Origin of the sequence: Pseudomonas sp. DE0157 (assembly GCF_007678615.1) — a bacterium.
Taxonomy (GTDB): Bacteria; Pseudomonadota; Gammaproteobacteria; order Pseudomonadales; family Pseudomonadaceae; genus Aquipseudomonas; species Aquipseudomonas parafulva_B.
Genome location: NZ_VEJN01000002.1, coordinates 18,048 through 37,113 on the forward strand (window position 1 = coordinate 18,048; position 19,066 = coordinate 37,113).

General features: G+C 63.1%; 16 protein-coding genes. 5 read left to right on the plus strand and 11 right to left on the minus strand.

The features are described from left to right. Window positions 1-30 precede the first annotated feature (30 nt). The 8 genes from FS777_RS02825 to FS777_RS02860 all read right to left on the minus strand — a co-directional run bounded on the left by FS777_RS02825 (window position 31) and on the right by FS777_RS02860 (window position 9,354). Window positions 31-849, minus strand: a complete 819-nt coding sequence (locus FS777_RS02825; protein WP_027913641.1) for a phosphoglycolate phosphatase — start codon at window positions 847-849, stop codon at window positions 31-33. Further along, window positions 846-1,520, minus strand: coding sequence for a ribulose-phosphate 3-epimerase (gene rpe / locus FS777_RS02830; RefSeq protein WP_058639616.1), 675 nt, complete (start codon window positions 1,518-1,520; stop codon window positions 846-848). Before rpe ends, FS777_RS02825 begins: the two co-directional genes overlap by 4 nt. A 154-nt stretch (window positions 1,521-1,674) precedes the next feature. After that, the gene (locus FS777_RS02835; protein WP_058603051.1) at window positions 1,675-2,502 is read right to left on the minus strand and encodes an ABC transporter permease; all 828 of its coding nucleotides are present in this window, start codon (window positions 2,500-2,502) and stop codon (window positions 1,675-1,677) included. 11 nt (window positions 2,503-2,513) lie between these two features. Next, window positions 2,514-3,761 (minus strand): ABC transporter permease, encoded by a 1,248-nt coding sequence (locus tag FS777_RS02840; protein WP_058639599.1) that lies wholly within the window; start codon window positions 3,759-3,761, stop codon window positions 2,514-2,516. 60 nt (window positions 3,762-3,821) lie between these two features. Further along, entirely contained in the window at window positions 3,822-4,856 is a 1,035-nt protein-coding gene (locus FS777_RS02845; protein WP_058603049.1) for an ABC transporter substrate-binding protein, read from the minus strand. A gap of 41 nt (window positions 4,857-4,897) precedes the next feature. Further along, the gene (locus FS777_RS02850; protein WP_058603048.1) at window positions 4,898-6,022 is read right to left on the minus strand and encodes an ABC transporter ATP-binding protein; all 1,125 of its coding nucleotides are present in this window, start codon (window positions 6,020-6,022) and stop codon (window positions 4,898-4,900) included. A 303-nt stretch (window positions 6,023-6,325) separates the two neighbouring features. Beyond that, window positions 6,326-6,955, minus strand: a complete 630-nt coding sequence (locus tag FS777_RS02855; protein WP_145253923.1) for a response regulator transcription factor — start codon at window positions 6,953-6,955, stop codon at window positions 6,326-6,328. After that, window positions 6,952-9,354 carry a PAS domain S-box protein gene (locus tag FS777_RS02860; RefSeq protein ID WP_058639601.1) on the minus strand — a complete coding sequence of 801 codons (2,403 nt, stop codon included), beginning with the start codon at window positions 9,352-9,354 and terminating at the stop codon, window positions 6,952-6,954. The genes FS777_RS02855 and FS777_RS02860 overlap by 4 nt, the downstream gene beginning before the upstream one ends. Before the next feature lie 95 nt (window positions 9,355-9,449). On the opposite strand from FS777_RS02860, the gene FS777_RS02865 reads away from it, so the two are divergent. After that, window positions 9,450-10,445 (plus strand): alpha/beta hydrolase family protein, encoded by a 996-nt coding sequence (locus FS777_RS02865; RefSeq protein ID WP_078479212.1) that lies wholly within the window; start codon window positions 9,450-9,452, stop codon window positions 10,443-10,445. Between the two features lie 42 nt (window positions 10,446-10,487). On the opposite strand, the gene FS777_RS02870 is transcribed toward FS777_RS02865, so the two are convergent. The 3 genes from FS777_RS02870 to FS777_RS02880 are packed head-to-tail and all read right to left on the minus strand — an operon-like array spanning window position 10,488 to window position 12,944. Further along, window positions 10,488-11,255, minus strand: coding sequence for a TerB family tellurite resistance protein (locus FS777_RS02870; protein WP_078479213.1), 768 nt, complete (start codon window positions 11,253-11,255; stop codon window positions 10,488-10,490). Window position 11,256: 1 nt separating this feature from the next. Continuing rightward, a complete protein-coding gene (gene murU / locus FS777_RS02875) occupies window positions 11,257-11,928 on the minus strand; it encodes an N-acetylmuramate alpha-1-phosphate uridylyltransferase MurU (protein WP_078479214.1) in 672 nt (223 codons plus the stop codon). Next, window positions 11,925-12,944: an aminoglycoside phosphotransferase family protein gene (locus tag FS777_RS02880; RefSeq protein ID WP_145253926.1), complete on the minus strand. Its 1,020-nt coding sequence runs from the start codon at window positions 12,942-12,944 to the stop codon at window positions 11,925-11,927. The genes murU and FS777_RS02880 overlap by 4 nt, the downstream gene beginning before the upstream one ends. 130 nt (window positions 12,945-13,074) lie before the next feature. Between FS777_RS02880 and FS777_RS02885 the strand changes: the two genes are divergently transcribed. From FS777_RS02885 to rsmA, 4 genes are read left to right on the plus strand one after another with little or no spacing between them, the layout of a single operon-like run. Next, window positions 13,075-15,882 (plus strand): LPS-assembly protein LptD, encoded by a 2,808-nt coding sequence (locus FS777_RS02885; protein ID WP_078479216.1) that lies wholly within the window; start codon window positions 13,075-13,077, stop codon window positions 15,880-15,882. Then, window positions 15,857-17,182 (plus strand): peptidylprolyl isomerase SurA, encoded by a 1,326-nt coding sequence (gene surA / locus FS777_RS02890; RefSeq protein ID WP_088523757.1) that lies wholly within the window; start codon window positions 15,857-15,859, stop codon window positions 17,180-17,182. Before FS777_RS02885 ends, surA begins: the two co-directional genes overlap by 26 nt. Then, window positions 17,179-18,168 carry a 4-hydroxythreonine-4-phosphate dehydrogenase PdxA gene (gene pdxA / locus FS777_RS02895; protein ID WP_145253929.1) on the plus strand — a complete coding sequence of 330 codons (990 nt, stop codon included), beginning with the start codon at window positions 17,179-17,181 and terminating at the stop codon, window positions 18,166-18,168. Before surA ends, pdxA begins: the two co-directional genes overlap by 4 nt. Further along, entirely contained in the window at window positions 18,165-18,965 is an 801-nt protein-coding gene (gene rsmA, locus FS777_RS02900) for a 16S rRNA (adenine(1518)-N(6)/adenine(1519)-N(6))-dimethyltransferase RsmA (protein ID WP_078479218.1), read from the plus strand. The genes pdxA and rsmA overlap by 4 nt, the downstream gene beginning before the upstream one ends. Window positions 18,966-19,066 lie beyond the last annotated feature (101 nt).

The window sequence follows — 19,066 nt, forward strand, 5'->3', positions numbered from 1 at the left end:
GATGGGCCGGCACACGCCGGCAGGCAGGCGTCAGGCGCGCCAACGCCATCGGGCCAGGGCCTTGATGACTTTCATCCAGAATTTGCCGGTAACCGCCACGTTGGACCCTTTTTGGTCTGAGGCTTGAAGGTCCGCCAACGTTATCCCAGTGGCAGGGTCTACGCAACCGGGCAACAAAGCCCGCAGGTCATCGATCACAAGGCTGGGCGATTCCTCTTCGATGGGCCGCCCGTGGTTGTAGCCATAGGTCAGCCCGACGCATTGCACGCCAGCTGCCTTGGCTGCCAACACGTCGCTGCGCGAATCGCCGACGAACAACGCTTGCTGCGGGGTCACGCCGGCCATCTGCATCACGAACAGCAACGCCGCTGGGTCCGGCTTCTTCTGAGCCAGGGTGTCTCCGCCGATGATCCAGCGGAAATAGCTGCCCAGCTTCATCTGGTCCAGCAAAGGCCCCACGAAGCGCTCCGGCTTGTTGGTGATCAAGGCCATTTCCACACCGCGCTTGCGCAGCCAGCGCAAGGTGTCCTGCACGCCTGGGTACACGACTGTCAGGTCGTGACTTTCGGCGTAGGCGTCCATGAACAGCGCCAAGGCCTGTTCGGCCAGGGCATCGTCCACCCCGGCGTGATCGATATCACCCGCCAGAGCACGGCGTACCAGCACCTGCGCGCCATTGCCCACCCACTGGCGCACGGCATCGAGGCCAGCGGCGGGTCGGCCGAGTTCGAGCAGCATGCGGTCCACCGCTGCGGCCAGGTCCGGGACGGAGTCGACCAAGGTGCCATCCAGGTCGAACATCACCAGCCTGGGCAGCGCTCCTGGGAACAGCTGCTCGAAGCCGCTCATGGGCGCGCCTGTGCCAGTTCGCTGCGCATCTGGGCGATGACCTGCTGGTAGTCGGGGGCGTTGAAGATCGCCGACCCGGCCACGAAGGTATCGGCACCGGCGGCGGCGATCTCACGGATGTTCTTCACGTTCACACCACCGTCGATTTCCAGACGAATGTCGCGGCCACTGGCGTCGATCAGCGCGCGCGCCTCACGCAGCTTGTCGAGCGTGCCCGGAATGAATTTCTGGCCACCGAAGCCTGGGTTGACGCTCATCAGCAGCACCATGTCGACCTTGTCCATCACGTATTTCAGGACGTCCAGGCTGGTGGCCGGGTTGAACACCAGGCCGGCCTTGCAGCCGCCGTCCTTGATCAGTTGCAACGAACGGTCGATGTGCTGGGTCGCTTCCGGGTGGAAGGTGATGTAGGTAGCGCCGGCCTCGATGAAGTCGCCGATGATGCGGTCCACGGGGCTGACCATCAGGTGCACGTCGATCGGCGCGGTCACGCCGTACTTGCGCAGCGCGCTGCAGACCATGGGGCCGATGGTCAGGTTGGGGACGTAGTGGTTGTCCATCACGTCGAAGTGGACGATATCGGCGCCTGCGGCCAGGACATTGTCGACCTCCTGGCCCAGGCGGGCGAAGTCGGCGGAAAGAATGGAGGGGGCAATAGCGTAGGGCTGCATGGCGCACCTGTTGGGCAGAATCACGGTGGCGCGCATTGTAACTCAGGCAAAGCGGTGAAGGCTGATTGGTATCAACGCATGTCGAGCAGCGGCTGCAACAAGCGCTGGCTTGTCTGTCGCCACACGGGCTGACAAGCCAGCACAGACAGCGCTGTCAGGCCGGCTGCTGGGTGCGCAGTTTCTCGCTGCGCCCCCGTAGCCATTCCAGGGTCAGCAGCAGCACCACCGAAAAACCGATCAGCAGGGTCGCCGCAGCCGCAATGGTCGGGCTCAGGTTCTCGCGAATGCCACTGAACATCTGCCGTGGCAGGGTCGCCTGCTCTGGTCCGGCCAGAAACAAGGTCACCACCACCTCGTCGAAGGATGTGGCGAAGGCAAACAACGCCCCGGAAATCACGCCGGGCGCGATCAACGGCAAAGTCACCTTGCGGAACGCCAGCAGCGGCGAAGCACCCAGGCTGGCAGCCGCGCGCACCAGGTTGTAGTTGAAGCCTTGCAGCGTCGCCGACACGGTGATGATCACGAACGGCACACCCAACACCGCGTGCACCAGAATCAGCGAGGTAAAGCTGTTGCCAAGGCCCAGGGGCGCGAAGAACAGGTAGCTGGCCACGCCGATGATCACCACCGGCACCACCATCGGTGATATCACCAAAGCCATTACCAGGGACTTGCCGGGGAAATCACCGCGGGTCAGCCCGATGGCCGCCAGCGTTCCGAAGACCATGGCCAGCACGGTCGCCGCCGGGGCGACGATGATGCTGTTCTTCAAGGCCCGCATCCATTCGGCCGAGCCGAAGAAGTCCTGGTACCACTGCAGCGAGAAGCCTTGCAGCGGGTAGACCAGGAAGCTACCGCTGTTGAACGACAGGGGCACGATCACCAGCACCGGCAGGATCAGAAACAGCAATATCAGGCCACAGAGAATACGCAGGCTGTAGAACCAGACCCGCTCGATGGGCGACATGTAAGGGCTCAGCATGACAAGGCTCCTCAGCTCAGGCGCAGGCGGCTGGCGCCGACCAGCCAGCTATAGATCAGGTACAGCAGCACGGTGGCCAGCAGCAGCAGACCGCCCAGCGCGGTGGCCATGCCCCAGTTGATGCTGGTGTTGGTGTAGAACGCCACGAAATAACTGACCATCTGGTCGTTCGGGCTGCCCAGCAACGCAGGCGTGATGTAGTAGCCGATGGCCAGAATGAATACCAGCAAGCACCCGGCACCTACCCCGGCATAGGTCTGCGGGAAGTACACTCGCCAGAAGCTGGCGAACGGATGGCAGCCCAGGGAAATGGCAGCGCGCATGTAGCTCGGGGAAATACCTTTCATCACGCTGTACAACGGCAGGATCATGAAGGGCAGCAGGATGTGCACCATCGAGATGTACACGCCGGTGCGGTTGAAGACCAGCTCCAGCGGCTGATCGATGATGCCCATGGCCATCAGCGCACTGTTGATCAACCCGCCGGACTGCAGCAGCACGATCCACGCGGCCACCCTTACCAGGATCGAGGTCCAGAACGGCAGCAGAACCAGGATCATCAACAGGTTGCTCTGGCGTGTCGGCAGGTTGGCCAGCAGGTAAGCCAGCGGATAGGCCAGCACCAGGCAAATGGCGGTGATCACCACGCCCATCCACAGGGTGCGGGTGAAAATATCCAGGTAGATGGCCTGGTCCGGCGTGGCCTTGGCCAGTTCGCCCAGGTCGTCGATACGGTGGTCCAGCGACGCCAACAGGTAGAAAGGTGTAAGGGTACTGGTATTGCGGCGAATCGCCTGCCAATAGGCGGGGTCGCCCCAGCGCTCGTCCAGCGCCTGCAAGCCGTCCTTGTAGGAGACAGGCTCGGCCTTGAAGGGCAGCGCCCGTGCGGTCTTGGCCAACAGGCTGCGGTAGCCGGCCAGCTCCATGTTCAAGCGCTTGGACAGGTCACCCAGGGTCTGGTTCTTGCGCGATTCGGCCAAGTCCTGGCTCAACGCCTTGTAGACGTCCTCGCCCGGCAGGCCCTTGCCATCCCACTGGGTGATGATATCGACCGTGCGCGGCAAGCCGGCGACCACTTCCGGGTTACCGACGCTCTTGTACAACAAGGCTGCGATCGGCACCAGGAACACCAGCAGCAGAAACAGCGCCAGGGGCGCGATCAGCGCCTGGGCCTTCCAGCGGTTGACCCGCTCGGCGTGTTTAAGGCGCTGTTTGAGATTAGGACCGGCGCCTTCGTTGAGGGGCACTGCAATGGCCATGGCGAACTCCACGATACACACTGAAAGAGGGGCCGCCGCGCGGCCCCTTGCACTGGACGTTTACTTCTTCGCCGCCCAGGCGTTGAAACGTTGCTCCAGCTGCTCGCTGTTGTCCGCCCAGAAGGCCACGTCGATCTGCACCTGATTGGCGATGTTCTCAGGCGTGGTCGGCATGTCTTTCTTGACCTCTTCGGACAGCAGGTCGACCGCCTTGCTGTTGGCCGGGCCATAGGCGATGTTTTCGGAATACACCTTCTGCTGTTCAGGCTGCACGCTGAAGGCGATGAATTTCTTCGCCTCGTCGCTGTTCTTGGCGCCCTTGGGAATCGCCCAGGCGTCGAAGTCATAGATGCCGCCGTTCCACACCACCTTCAGGTTGCTCTCCTTCTGCACGGCAGCGATGCGCCCGTTGTACGCCGAACTCATGACCACGTCGCCCGAGGCCAGGTACTGCGGCGGCTGGGCGCCGGCTTCCCACCACTGGATGCTCGGTTTGAGCTGGTCGAGCTTCTTGAAGGCGCGGTCCACGCCTTCTTTGGTACCCAGCACCTTGTACACGTCCTTGGGCGCCACACCATCGGCCATCAAGGCGAATTCCAGGGTGTACTTGGCGCCTTTGCGCAGGCCGCGCTTGCCTGGGAATTTCTCGGTGTCCCAGAAATCGGCCCAGCTGCTCGGGGCGGTCTTGAGCTTGTCGGCGTTGTAGGCCAGCACCGTCGACCAGACGAAGAAGCCGACACCACAAGGCTGGATCGCACCTGGCACGTAGTCGGCCTCGTTGCCGAACAGCGCAGGGTCGAGCTCTTCGAACATGCCCTCGTCGCAGCCTCGGGCCAGTTCGGGTGATTCCACCTCGACTAGGTTCCAGGAGACACTCTTGGTGTCGACCATGGCCTTGACCTTGGCCATTTCACCGTTGTACTCACCGGCGACGATCTTGCCCTTGCCGGCCTTTTCCCACGGCTCGTAAAACGCCTTCACCTGGGCGGCCTTGTTGGCGCCGCCGAACGACACCACGGTCAGGTCCGCAGCCATGCTCTGGCCAGCGGCGAACAGCCCAAGGGCCAGGGCGGTCAGTTTCAACTGCTTGCGCATTTATTATTCTCTCCACAGTTCAGGGTTGGTGCTGCAAACCATCAATGGGCTTCGGTGATCGGATCCAGTGCACGGGCGTGTTCTACTTCCCAACCCAGTGGCACCACATCGCCCACGGCCAGGGCCGGGTCGAGTTCGGCGATGGGCTGCTTGACGAAGAAGTCGGCCTTGCCACACACCTCCAGACGAACGCGCACGTGGTCGCCCAGGTAGATGAACTCGGCCACGCGGCCGGAAAAGCGGTTGGCGCAGTGCTCGCTGTGGCCATTGAGCCGTACCCGCTCCGGACGGATCGACAGGGTCACCGCTTCGCCTGGCCGGCCCACGTTTACAGCCAAGGCCTCGACCCGCTCGCCGCGCGCCAACTGCACCTGGCAGCGGTTACCGTCATGGGTGAGCAAGGTGCCGTTGAGCCGGTTGTTCTCACCGATGAAGTTGGCGACGAACGTGTTGCTGGGTGCTTCATACAGGGTGCGTGGATCGGCGATCTGCTGAATCTCCCCCTGGTGGAACACTGCCACCCGATCGGACATGGTCAGCGCTTCGCCCTGATCGTGGGTCACGTACACCACGGTCACGCCCAGGCGCTGGTGGATGTGCTTGATCTCCATCTGCATGTGTTCACGCAGTTGCTTGTCCAGCGCGCCCAGTGGCTCGTCCATCAACACCAGTTGCGGCTCGAACACCAACGCCCGCGCCAAGGCCACGCGCTGTTGCTGCCCACCGGACAATTGGCCCGGGTAGCGCTTGGCGAAGCTGTCGAGCTGAACCATGTTCAATACCCGTTTGACCCGCTCGCTGATATCGGTCTTGCTCAGGTTGCGCACGGTCAGGGGAAACGCGAGGTTCTCGGCCACGGTCATGTGTGGGAACAAGGCGTAGTTCTGGAACACCATGCCGATATCGCGCTTGTGCGGGGGTACGTTGTTGATGGAGCGACCGGCCAGCTGGATTTCCCCGGCGGTGGGGGTCTCGAAGCCAGCGAGCATCATCAGGCTGGTGGTCTTGCCGGACCCGGAAGGCCCCAGCAGGGTGAGGAACTCGCCCTTGCGGATGTCGAGGTTGAGGTTCTTGACGATCAGCGACTCGCCGTCGTAGCTCTTCTGCACACCACGGAAGCTGACCAGCGTTTCGCCGGTGGCAGCGTTCGACTTCGCCTCGCTCATGCCTGCACCTTATTGTTGGATGACTGCGTGGGGCAAAGCGTAGAAGAGCCGCATCCCCCCGCAAATCGGGCGCCCAGAGAGAATGTCATCGTCCGGATGGAAGATTTGTTGTAGGGAACGCCCTACAAGCATGGCGCTTTCAGAACACAGGCCCACACAGTTCCAGGCGCTTGACCGCCAGCCCTTGAGCGCAAGACCGCGCCTATGCAGGCAGCGGCGCTGCGGGCGGCGGAAGATACAGGCTGGCAGCCTTCGTCTAGGCACCGGGTCACGGCAGCGATGGCGCGGCCGTGAATGTCGCAATCAGATCAGCTTGTGCTCCATCGCATACTTGACCAGCTCGGCCAGCGAATTCACTTTCAGCTTCTGCATCAGGCGCGCCTTGTGGGTGCTGATGGTCTTGCTCGACAACGCCAGTTGCTGGGCGATGTCATTGACGTTGGCGCCCTGGGCCAGGCGTTCGAACACCGAAAACTCCCGTTCCGACAGCAAGGTGTGCAAAGGCCTGGATTCGGTCAGGCCCACTTCGAACACCATGCGGTCTGCCAGCGCCGGATCGATGTAACGCCCACCACCGGCTACCCGGCGTATCGCCGCCAGCAATAATGCCGGGTCGCTGTCCTTGGTCGCGTATCCGGCCGCCCCGGCCTTCAGGGCGCGGGCTGCCATCTGCGCCTCGTCATGCATCGACAGCATCAGGATCGCAGGCGCATCGTGCAGGGTACGGATGCGCGGGATCGCTTCCAGTCCACTCACGCCCGGCATCGAAATATCCAGCAGCACCACGTCGCACCGGGTGTGCCGCAGGCTGTCGAGCAACTGCTCGCCGTTTGCGGCTTCCCCTACCACCTGCATGTCCTTGGCCAGCCCGATCAACTGCTTGATCCCTTCCCGGACAATGGTGTGGTCCTCGGCCACCAGCACTCGAATCACGTTCGCTCCTCCTGCTCCAGGGCAATGGCTACGCTCAAGCGCGTGCCGTCGCCGGGCTCACTGTGCAGCACCATGCTGCCGCCCATCATCAATACCCGCTCGCGCATCCCGACCAGGCCAAACGAGCTGGGGCGCGGCTGGTCTGGGCAGAAACCCTGCCCGTCGTCACTGACCGTCATGCGCAACTGCCCGGCCTCGCGCACCAGCTCGATTTCCACGCTGTGCGCCTGGGCGTGGCGCATCACATTGGTAAGCGCTTCCTGAAGGATACGGAAAAGGCCCGTTGCTCGGGCGTCGCTCAACGCCGGCAGATGGTCAGGAACCTGTACCAGGCAAGGAATCTGGGTGCGCGCCTCGAAGCGCCGGGCTTGCCACTCGATGGCCGAGGCAATCCCGGCATCCAGAATGGGCGGGCGCAGCGCCGTGGCGACATCGCGTACCAGCTGAAACAACTGGCTGATCAGACGCTTCATGGTTGTCAGCCGCTCATTGAGGCCGGGGTCCAGTTCGGCAAAGGCCAGTTCGCACATGGATACTTCAAGCTTGAGTACGGTCAGCATCTGGCCCAGCTCATCGTGCACCTCGCGGGCGATTCGGGCTTTTTCCTCCTCGCGCACGCTTTCAAGGTGCGCCGAGAGTTCGCGCAGCTGCTCTTGGGAACGGGCCAGGGCCCGCTCGGCGCGTTTGCCCTGGGTGATGTCCCAGACCACCCCGTCCCAGACCAGCTGGCCGTTGCCCAGGCGCCGGGTGCTGGCCTTGATATCGGCCCAGCGCTGCTCGCCCTGACGCGTAAGGATGCGCCCCTGCCAGGCCCAGTCCTGCTCATTGGCCAGCGCCAGGTCTTGCACCCGGTGATAATCGGCGCGGTCGTCGGGATGTACCAGGTTGCGCAACCCCATCTGTGGGTGCTGGATCTCGCCAGGCGTATAGCCCACCAATGCTTCACTTCCCTCGCTGACATAAGGAAATTCAAGTCCACCCTCAGCGGGGTCTCGTTCCAGGCGAAACACCAGCCCTGGTACGTTGCCAGCGATCCCCTTCAGCCGTGCCTCACTTTCGCGCAAGGCAGCCGTGGCGCGATGGCGCTCGGTCACATCGGCCAGGTACACCACCAGGTATTCCGCATCGCGAAACCGCAGGAAACTCAATGACAGCTCCACCGGCAGCAGACGACCGTCAGCGCGCAGGCATCGGGTTTCGAACTGCCCCACACCGCTGTCGCCTGAACGCGCACCTTTCCACAGGTCCAGCCAGCGTTCCATGCTCAACGAGGGCTCGAAGTCCCCCAACGGCTTTTCCAGCAAGGCGCCTTCGCCATAACCCAGCATGCGCTCGGCAGCCGGGTTGGCATAGCGCACATGGCTGTCCCAGTTGACCCAGAGAATACCCACGGTGCTCTGGTCGATGGCGAACTGGCTCAGGCGCGAGGCTTCATCGCGCGCATGCCGCTCTACCAGTCGCTCACGGGTGGCCAACAGGCTGCGCTCCAGCTGGCTCTGCTGGCGGCGCTGCCATACCAGGGTGATCAACGCGCAGATCAGCAACAGCCCCAGTAACAAGGCCAGGTTTTGCCAGAACCCCGGCGACTCGCTGATCCTGGGATACCTGGGCTGCAACCACCGCTGATGCAGCTGTTCCAGTTCTTTGGCTGGCAGTGCCTGCAAACCACGCTCCAGCACCTCGGCCAACAGTGGCCAGTCTGGCCGAGAACCCATGCGCAGCAGCTGCGGCAGGCCGATATCCCCCACCACCGCCAGTTCGCTGAACTCGCTTTCACGGGACAGACGACTGAGTTGGGCCTCGTCCATGACGGCGTAGCTGGCCTGCCCTCCGACCACCAGTTGCAGGGCCTCACGGTCGTTCGGTACGCCCTGCAGGTTCAGGTTGCCGTAGTTGGCGCGCAGGTAATTGGCCAGAACCCCGGGCATTCTTACGGCCACGCGCTGGGCGGCGTCCAGTTTTTCCAGCTCAACGCCCAGCGCCGCGTTGCGGGGGCCCACGATCAACTGCGGCACGCGCATGTAGGGGTCGCTGAATAACCATAGGCGCAAGGTGGCCGGCGTCTGGGTCAAACCTGGCGCGAAGTCGATCTCCCCTGCTTGCAAGGCCCTTTCGAGATTGGCCTGGTCTGGGTAATGGCGCCACGTGAGGTCCAGATGCAGCACTTTGGCCAAGCTGCTCACCAGCTCCACGTTAGCCCCGTACAGCTGCTGCAGGCGGCGGTCGAACTGGGCATAGGGGGCTTGCAATACCAACCCCACGCGCAAGCTGCGATGGGTCTCGAGCCATTGTTGCTGCGTCGGCTCCAGTGTGACGCCAGGCAACGTCTCAGGCCTTGCCATGACCATCAGCGGCAGCCACAGGCAACCGATCATCAACAGGCGATGCACTCGCTTCATCTACACGTTCGTCCACACAGGGGCGGCCATCGACCGTGGCCGTAACGGGCAAATACCATTACGCTGCCGGTATCATTCTGGCTTTGGGTTGAGACATGTTCACACTCTATCGCACGACGCTGGCAATGTGCTGCCTGGTCTCGCTCCTTCCTGTGGCAGCGCGGGCTGACGACGCACCGGCTACCCCGCCCGAGACACCGCCTGCAGCAGAAGCTACGCCCTCGCGCCCTCCCCTGATCGAGCGCAGCCAGGAGGACGCCCAGGCACTCGAACGCCGCGTGCCCAAGGCCGAACAGCAGGCCCTGCAAGCCGGTGCCGACAGCTTCCTGGCGTTGTGGAAACCCGCCAACGACAGCGACCCGCAGGGCGCGGTGATCATCGTGCCAGGGGCCGGCGAAACGGCCGACTGGCCCAACGCCGTGGGGCCCCTACGCCAGAAATTCCCGGATGTGGGATGGCACAGCCTGAGCGTAAGCCTGCCTGACCTGCTGCTCGACAGCCCATTGGCGCGTGTGGAGGCCAAGCCTGCCACGGCGCCTGCTCAGGCTGATGGGCAAACGGCGCCTGCCAAGGACGAACCTGCCGACGCCAACGCCAACGTGGCGCAAGCCACCGCTGCCGAGCCCGAAGCGGCACAAGGGACCGATGCCGAAGCTGCCAGCCAGCAGGCCGACCCCGCCGATGCCGAGCGCATTTTCGCCCGCCTGGACGCCGCCGTCGCGTTCGCTCAGCAACACAATGCCCGCAGCATCGTGCTGATCGGCCATGGCAGTGGCGCCTACTGGGCAGCCCGTTACCTGAGCGAAAAGCAGCCGCCAGAGGTGCAGAAACTGGTCATGGTTGCCGCCCAGACACCGGCGCGTGTCGAGCATGACCTGGAGAGCCTGACGCCCACCCTGAAAGTGCCCACGGCCGACATCTACTACGTGACCCGCAGTGCTGATCGCAACGCTGCCATGCAGCGCCTGCAGGCCAGCAAGCGGCAGAAAGACAGTCAATACCGCCAGCTGTCCCTGATCGCCATGCCGGGCAATCAGGCCGCCGACCAGGAACAGTTGTTTCGTCGCGTGCGGGGCTGGATGCAGCCCTGATTGTGCGGGCAGGGCAGGATCTCTGCCGGCGCTCGGTCCCGGCTAGAAATCGCGGCGCTTACGGATCAGCGCGTAAGCCTGGTGCAGTTCGCGGGTTCGCTCGGTGGCTTCGCGTAGCTGCGCCTCGCTGGCGCCGGTGCCGGCCAGCTTGTCCGGGTGATGACGACTGACCAGTCGCCGATAAGCCTGTTTGACAAGCGCGCCCTCGGTGTCGGTGTCCACGCCAAGCAGGCGCATCGCGGCCGCATAGGTCATGCCGACCCCTGCCATGCCTGCCGTTCGACGAGGTTCGTACTCCTGGGACATGGCCTGCACCTGGCGCCGGCTCATGCCCAATTTGTGCCCCCAGTCCAGCAGCAGCTCCCGCTCCTTGTTGCCCATCTTGCCGTCGGCCCAGACCATGCGCCAGCTGGCGCGCAAGGTGCCTTCCGCCCCATGGGGCTGCTGGCGGATCCGGCGCAGATAGCTGCCCAACCGCTCCTTGCCACCCTTGCCCCGATTGAAGGCATCGATCGCCCGCAACCTGGCCGCTTCATCCAGGTTCAGCCGGGCCATTTCCTGCCGAGCCTGCTGGATATGCTGCTCGACCACACGCCCATCGCTCTTGGCCAGCCGCCCCAGCAGCACGAACAGCAACTCTTCGTCCCTTGGCGCCGGACGCCCGCCCAAACGCTCGCGCACATCGTCCCAGCCTTGCAGGCGCAGGTGACGGTCCATCATCTGCCCCGCCAGCGCACCGAGCAGGGCACCAGGAATGCTGGCGATGGCAAACCCTGCCCCAGCCCCGATCAACGTGCCTGGCCACCACATCTCAGCGGTGCTCGCCCAGCAGACGCTCGGCCTCGGCCAGGCGCGCGGCGGTGCCCACGTCGACCCAGTGCCCGGCAAAATGCTCACCGCTCACCTGGCCGCTGGCCATGGCCTGGCGCAGCAAGGGCGCCAACTTGAAGGCGCCAGGTTTGCAGCCTTCGAACAACGCCGGATGCAGCACCGAAATACCGCTGAAGGTCAACGTACCGGCTGCACCGTCCCCATCGACCACTTGGGTACCGACCAGGCGAAAGTCGCCTTGGCCGTGATGCTCGGGGTTGTTCACCAGCACCAGGTGGGCCTGCCCTTGCAGCGGCGCCTGCAAACGCGAGAAATCGTAATCGGTCCAGATGTCACCGTTGATCAACAGGAACGGCGCATCTCCCAGCAAAGGCAAGGCCTTGAAGATACCGCCTCCGGTCTCCAGCGGTTCGCCTTCCGGGGAATAGGCAATACGCAAGCCGTAACGGCTGCCATCGCCCAAGTGGTCCTCGATCTGCTCACCCAGCCAGGCGTGGTTGATCACGACGTCGGTGACCCCTGCCGCGGCAAGGGCCATCAGGTGGTATTCGATCAGCGGGCGCCCCGCCAGCGGTATCAGCGGCTTGGGCGTATGCAGGGTCAGCGGGCGCATACGCTCGCCTTTGCCTGCTGCCAGAATCATCGCCTTCATGCACGCGCTCCCGCTTGCAGGCCAGCAATCAGCTCGCCCAGCTCGGCAAGCTCTGGCCGCCGGCCGATCACTTCTTCTATATAGGTGAAGAAGCGCGGTACGTCGGCCAGATAACGGGGTTTGTCGTCACGGTGGCAGATGCGGGCGAAGATGCCGATCACCTTGAGATGGCGCTGTACGCCCATCAGGTCGCTGGCACGCTGGAAGGCTTCGAACGTGCCCTGCACCGGAACACCTGCGGCCTTGGCCTTATGCCAGTAATCGTGCAGCCAACCTTCGACCCTCGCTTGCGGCCAACTGAGGAACGCATCCTTGAACAGGCAGGTAATGTCGTAGGTGACCGGGCCGTAAACGGCATCCTGGAAATCCAGCACGCCGGGGTTAGGGGCGCTCTGCATCAGGTTGCGCGGCATGTAGTCGCGGTGTACCAGCACCTGCGGCTGGGCCAGGGCGCTGTCGATCAGCAACTGGCTGGACCGCTGCCACGCTGCCGCCTGGGCCTCGTCGAACGCCAGGCCAAGCGCATGCTTCACGTACCACTGGGGGAACAGTTCCACTTCCCGGCGCAGCAGTGCCTCGTCATAGCGGGGCAACGGTGCGTCCATGGGCAGCGCCTGCAAGGCCAGCAAGGCATCGATGGCATCGGCGAACAGGGCATCGGCATTGTCGGCGTTGATGACGTCCAGGTAGGTCTGGCGGCCCAGATCGCCCAGTAACAGGAAACCGCGTTCAAGGTCCTGGGCATGAATCACGGGCACATGCACACCGCCACTGGCCAGCAGGTGATCGATGGCGACGAACGGTCGGCAATCTTCCTGTGGCGGCGGTGCATCCATGATCACGAAACTGTGCCCTGCGCCCTCCCAGCGAAAATAGCGGCGAAAGCTCGCGTCGCTGCTGGCAGGCGTCAGGCTGCCGGCCGGCACCGGGCCCCAGGCCTGGCGCAGGAAAAGGTCTTGGAGTTGCTGGTCGAGCCACGCGGACAGTTGCTGCAGGCGTACATCGTGTTCAGGCATTACAAGGGTCTCCGACGGCCCTAGCCGTCAAGCGGGTCATGCTTTATTATCCAGCATCTTTTTCAGACCATCGAGAGGCGTGCGGCCCCACACGCGGGCAGATGGCACGCAGGAAGCCCGGACTAATAAGATGGCATTGAAATCCCCCGCGTTTCGTAGAAAGTTTCCGTTGCTCGTCACCGGCAGTCTGCTGGCCCTGCAACCTCTGGCCATGTCGCACGTCTTGGCAGCCGAACAATTCGACTGCCAAGTGTCCGCCTCCGGTGGTTGGGACTGCAAGCCCAAAACCGCCGTCACCAACCTGCCACCGCGCCCGGTGCACGAGGGTGCCGCCGCTGCTGGCGGTACCGGCACCGAAGCGGCCGGCGAAGCCGAGGCCGACCGGCCGGTGCTGGTCACCGAGGCCAAGGGCCGTGGGCTGAAGTCGCGCAGCGAGGACTACAGCCACCTGGACTGGGTCCCGCGTGACAAGCTGACCGCCGCGCAACTGGCCGAAACCGGCCCGTACTGCGGCGGTGCCTATGTCGAGCCGCTACGCCCCGGCATGGCTGACACCACGCCCAAGGACGAGTCGCCGACCTACATCAATGCCAAGGTATCCAAGTACCAGCAGGAGCAGCAGATTGCGACTCTGGCCGGTGACGTGGTCATGCGCCAGGGCAGCATGCAGGCCCAGGCCGACGAGGCCAACCTGTACCAGGCCGAGAACCGTGGCGAGCTCAAGGGCAACGTCAAGATCCGCGACAACGGCTCGCTGGTCGTCGGTGACCAGGCGCAGATCCAGCTCGACACCGGCGAAGCCCAGGTCGACAACGCCGAATACGTGATGCACAAGTCGCACATTCGCGGCAGTGCCCTGTACGCCAAGCGCGGTGAGAACGCCATCATCCGCCTCAAGGACGGTACGTACACCACCTGCGAACCGGGCAGCAACGCCTGGCAGCTCAAGGGCAACAACATCACCCTCAACCCGGCCACCGGGTTCGGCACCGCCACAAACGTCACGCTGCGGGTCAAGGATTTCCCGGTGTTCTACACACCGTACATCTACTTCCCGATCGACGACCGCCGCCAGTCCGGCTTCCTGCCGCCGTCGTTCAGCACCAGCAGCGACACCGGCTTCATGCTGGTGACCCCGTACTACTTCAACCTGGCGCCCAACTACGACGCCACCTTGTACCCGCGCTACATGACCAAGCGTGGCCTGTTGATGGAAGGCGAGTTCCGCTACCTGACGCCTTCGAGCGAAGGCCAGTTCGGCGGCGCCTACCTCAACGACAAGAGCGACGAGCGCAAGGACCAGACCGACTACAAAGACCAGCGCTACATGGTCAACTGGCAGCACAAGGGTGGCCTGAACGAGCGCCTGATGACCGAGGTGAACTACACCGACATCAGCGACCCGTTCTACTTCCAGGACCTGGAGTCGGACCAGATTGGCGTCGAGAACAAGGACTTCCTCGACCAGCAGGGTGCCCTGACCTACCGCGGCGACAGCTACACCGCGCGGTTGAACGTGCATGCCTACGAGGCGGCGACCATCTCGCAGATCACGCCTTACGACCGTCTGCCGCAGATCACCCTCAACGGTGTGCTGCCGTACCAACCGGGCGGCTTGACCATGGGCTACGAAACCGAAGCGGTACGTTTCGATCGTGACCTTAAGAGCGACTTCGTCCGCGACAAGGATGGCAACCCAGATCTGTCTGCAGGGTTCCCTGGCCGCCGTCTGGATCAGAATATCTTTGGCGTAGCGCGCGCCAACGGCACGCGCTTGAACGTGGCACCGTCCATCAGCCTGCCGATGACGGCCAGCTACGGTTACCTCACCCCCAAGCTCAAGTATGCATACACCAAGTACGACTTGGATCTAGACAGCGAAGGCAAACGCAACCTTATCGAAGACCCGAGCCGCATTGCGCTCGAAGGTGACTTCAAGAGCAGCCAAAGCCGCGACGTCCCGATCTTCAGCGTAGACAGCGGCCTGTATTTCGATCGCAACACTTCACTGTTCGGTACGAACTACAAGCAAACACTCGAGCCGCGCCTGTTCTACCTCTATGTCCCCTACAAGGATCAGAAAGACATTCCGCTGTTCGATACCAGCGAAACCCTGTTCAGCTACGACTCGCTGTTCCGCGACAACCGTTTCAGCGGTTCGGACCGCATTGGCGACGAGAACAAGCTCTCGCTGGGTGTCACCACTCGCTGGATCGAAGACGACGGCTTCGAGCGTCAGAACTTCAGCATCGGCCAAGCGTACTACTTCAAGGACCGCAAGGTTCAGCTGCCGGGTATCGATTACAAGAACCGCAGCTATGCCCAGTCCGACACTTCGCCTTACGCGCTGGTGTACAACTACTACTTCAACCGCGATTGGCGCTTCAATTCGGATTTCAACTGGGACCAGGACAGCCACAGCACTCGCTCGGCCAGCGCCATGTTCCACTACCAGCCTGAGGCCAATCCGAACAAGATCGTCAACCTGGGCTATCGCTACCGGAACGACACGGTCGCCTTCGATTCCAGCACGGGTCGCTGGAAAGTGGACGGTGGCGACTACGGCACCCCAGGTAGCCCGAACTACATCAAGGACTACTACAAGATCCAGCAGCACGACTTCTCGGTCATCTGGCCGATCGTCCCGCAGTGGAGCGTCATCGCTCGCTGGCAGCATGACTACAACCGCAACCGCACCCTGGAAGCCATGGGCGGTTTCGAATACGACAACTGCTGCTGGAAGCTGCGCTTGATCAACCGTTACTGGCTCGACTTCGACGACTACAGCCAGGCACTGCCGCAGAACGAAAAAGGCGACCATGGCGTATTCCTGCAGGTCGTTCTCAAGGGCCTCGGCGGCGTCGTTGGCAACAAGGTCGAATCCTTCCTCGGCCAAGGCATTCAAGGTTACCGTGAACGTGAAGAACAAGCTTATTGATCGACTGCGCCCAGTGCTGCTGGGCGTCGCTTTGCTGAGTGGCGCGGTGCATGCCGCGGTGCAACCGCTTGACCGGGTGGTGGCCATCGTCGACAACGACGTGGTCATGCAAAGCCAATTGGACCAGCGCGTGCGTGAAGTTCAGCAGACCATCGCCAAGCGCGGCGGCAGCGTGCCGCCAAGCGGCGCCCTGCAGCAGCAGGTGCTGGAACGCCTGATCGTCGAAAACCTGCAGTTGCAGATCGGCGAGCGCTCGGGCATCCGCATCACTGATGAGGAGCTGAACCAGGCGATCGGCACCATTGCCCAGCGCAACGGCATGTCCATCGACCAGTTCCGCGCGGCGCTGGCCCATGACGGCCTGTCGTTCGACGATGCTCGCGAGCAGGTCAAGCGCGAGATGATCATCAGCCGCGTGCGCCAACGCCGGGTGGCAGAGCGCATCCAGGTGTCAGAGCAGGAAGTTAAGAACTTCCTGAATTCGGACATGGGCAAGATGCAGATGTCCGAAGAATACCGTCTGGCCAACATCCTGATCCCAACGCCGGAAGCGGCCAACTCCAGCGACATCCAGAAGGCTGCGCGCAAAGTGGGCGATGTCTACCAGCAGCTCAAGCAAGGCGCGGACTTCGGTCAGATGGCAATCGCCAACTCGGCCAGCGAGAACGCGCTCGAGGGCGGCGAGATGGGCTGGCGCAAAGCCGGTCAACTGCCCCCAGACTTTGCCAAGATGCTGAGCAGCATGCCGGTGGGTGAGATCACCCAGCCCATTCGCATCCCCAACGGCTTCATCATCCTCAAACTCGAGGAGAAGCGTGGTGGCAGCGAGAACGTGCTGCGCGACGAGGTGCACGTACGCCACATCCTGATCAAGCCAAGTGAAGTGCGCAGCGAAGCCGCCACCCAGCAACTGGCTGAAAAGATCTACGAGCGCATCGAAAATGGTGAAGACTTTGCCACCCTGGCCAAGAGCTTCTCGGAAGATCCGGGCTCGGCGCTCAACGGCGGCGACCTCAACTGGGTAGACCCGAACACCCTGGTGCCGGAGTTCCGCGAGCAGATGGCCAACGCACAGCAAGGCGTGGTGACCAAGCCGTTCAAGACCCAATATGGCTGGCATGTGATGGAAGTGCTGGGCCGCCGCGCCACTGACAGCACCGAACAGGCCCGTGAACAGCAAGCCCTGAGCGTGCTGCGCAACCGCAAGTACGACGAAGAGCTGCAAACCTGGCTGCGCCAGATTCGCGACGAAGCCTACGTTGAAATCAAGCTGCCTGGCGCTGACCAGGCCGCTCAGTGAAGCCCCTGCGCTTCGCCGTCACACCCGGCGAGCCAGCGGGGATAGGTCCTGACCTATGCCTGCTGCTCGCTGCCGACGCTCAGCCCCACCCCCTGATTGCCATCTCCAACCGTGACCTGCTCGCCGAGCGGGCCACCCAGCTGGGGCTGGACATCACCTTGCTGCCTGTCATGCCAGGTCAATGGCCGAGTCAACCGGCACCCGCTGGCAGCCTGTATGTGTGGGACACGCCGCTGTCTGCCTCAGTGGTCGCCGGTCAGCTGGACAAGGCCAATGCGCCGTTCGTGCTGCAGACCTTGACCCGTGCCGGACAAGGCTGCCTGGACGGCGATTTCGACGGCATGATCACAGCGCCCGTGCACAAGGGCGTTATCAACGAAAGCGGTATCTCTTTTTCGGGGCATACCGAGTTTCTCGCTGAACTGACCCACACCGCCCAAGTGGTGATGATGCTGGCCACGGATGGCCTGCGCGTCGCCCTGGTCACTACCCACCTGCCCCTGCGTGACATCGCCGAGGCCATTACTGCCGAGCGCATCGAGCGCGTGACACGCATTCTGCACACCGACATGCGCGACAAATTCGGCATCGCCAACCCTCGCATCCTGGTATGCGGCCTGAACCCCCATGCGGGAGAAGGTGGCCACCTGGGCCGCGAGGAAATCGACATCATCGAGCCTACCCTGGCCCGCCTGCGTGCCGAAGGCATGGACCTGCGCGGGCCACTGCCGGCCGATACCCTGTTTACCCCCAAATATCTGGAGCACTGCGACGCGGTGCTGGCGATGTACCACGACCAAGGGCTTCCCGTACTCAAGTACAAGGGCTTCGGCGCTGCGGTCAATGTCACGCTGGGCCTGCCGATCATCCGTACCTCGGTCGATCATGGCACGGCCCTGGACCTGGCCGGCACCGGCAAAGTCGATACCGGCAGCCTGCGCGTTGCCTTGGACACCGCCTACCAGATGGCCGAGAACCGACCATGAACGAGCAATACCAACACCGGGCGCGCAAGCGTTTCGGGCAGAACTTCCTGCACGATGCAGGCATCATCGACCGCATCCTGCGTGCCATTAATGCCAAGCCAGGCGAACACTTGCTTGAAATCGGCCCGGGCCAGGGCGCATTGACCGAAGGCTTGCTGAGCAGCGGCGCGCAACTGGATGTGGTGGAGCTGGACAAGGACCTGGTGCCGATCCTGCAACACAAGTTTGCAGGCAATGGCAATTTCCGCCTGCACCAAGGTGACGCCCTGAAGTTCGACTTCAACCAGCTCGGCGTACCGGCACGTAGCCTCAAGGTGGTGGGCAACCTGCCCTACAACATCTCTACACCTTTGATCTTCCACCTGCTCAGCCACGCCGGCCTCATCCGGGACATGCACTTCATGCTGCAGAAGGAAGTGGTCGAGCGTATGGCCGCAGGGCCTGGGGGCGGTGATTGGGGTCGGCTGTCGATCATGGTCCAGTATCACTGCCGCGTCGAACACTTGTTCAACGTAGGCCCCGGCGCCTTCAACCCGCCGCCGAAAGTGGACTCAGCCATCGTCCGGCTGGTGCCGCACGACGTGCTGCCCCACCCGGCCAAGGATCCGCAGTTGCTTGAGCGGGTGGTTCGCGATGCGTTCAACCAGCGTCGCAAGACGTTGCGTAATACCCTCAAAGGCTTGCTCGACAGCGCCGCCATCGAGGCCGCTGGCGTGGATGGTAGCCTGCGCCCCGAGCAGCTGGATCTGGCGGCTTTCGTGCGCCTGGCCGACCAGTTGGCTGATCAACCGGCCTGACCGACCCCCAGCCCCTGCCCCGCTGACCGCAGTCAGCACTTGCAAGCTGATCGCCGCCCCGATGCTTTGGGCTTGCTTGCCGGGCCAGCCTGCCATCGCGC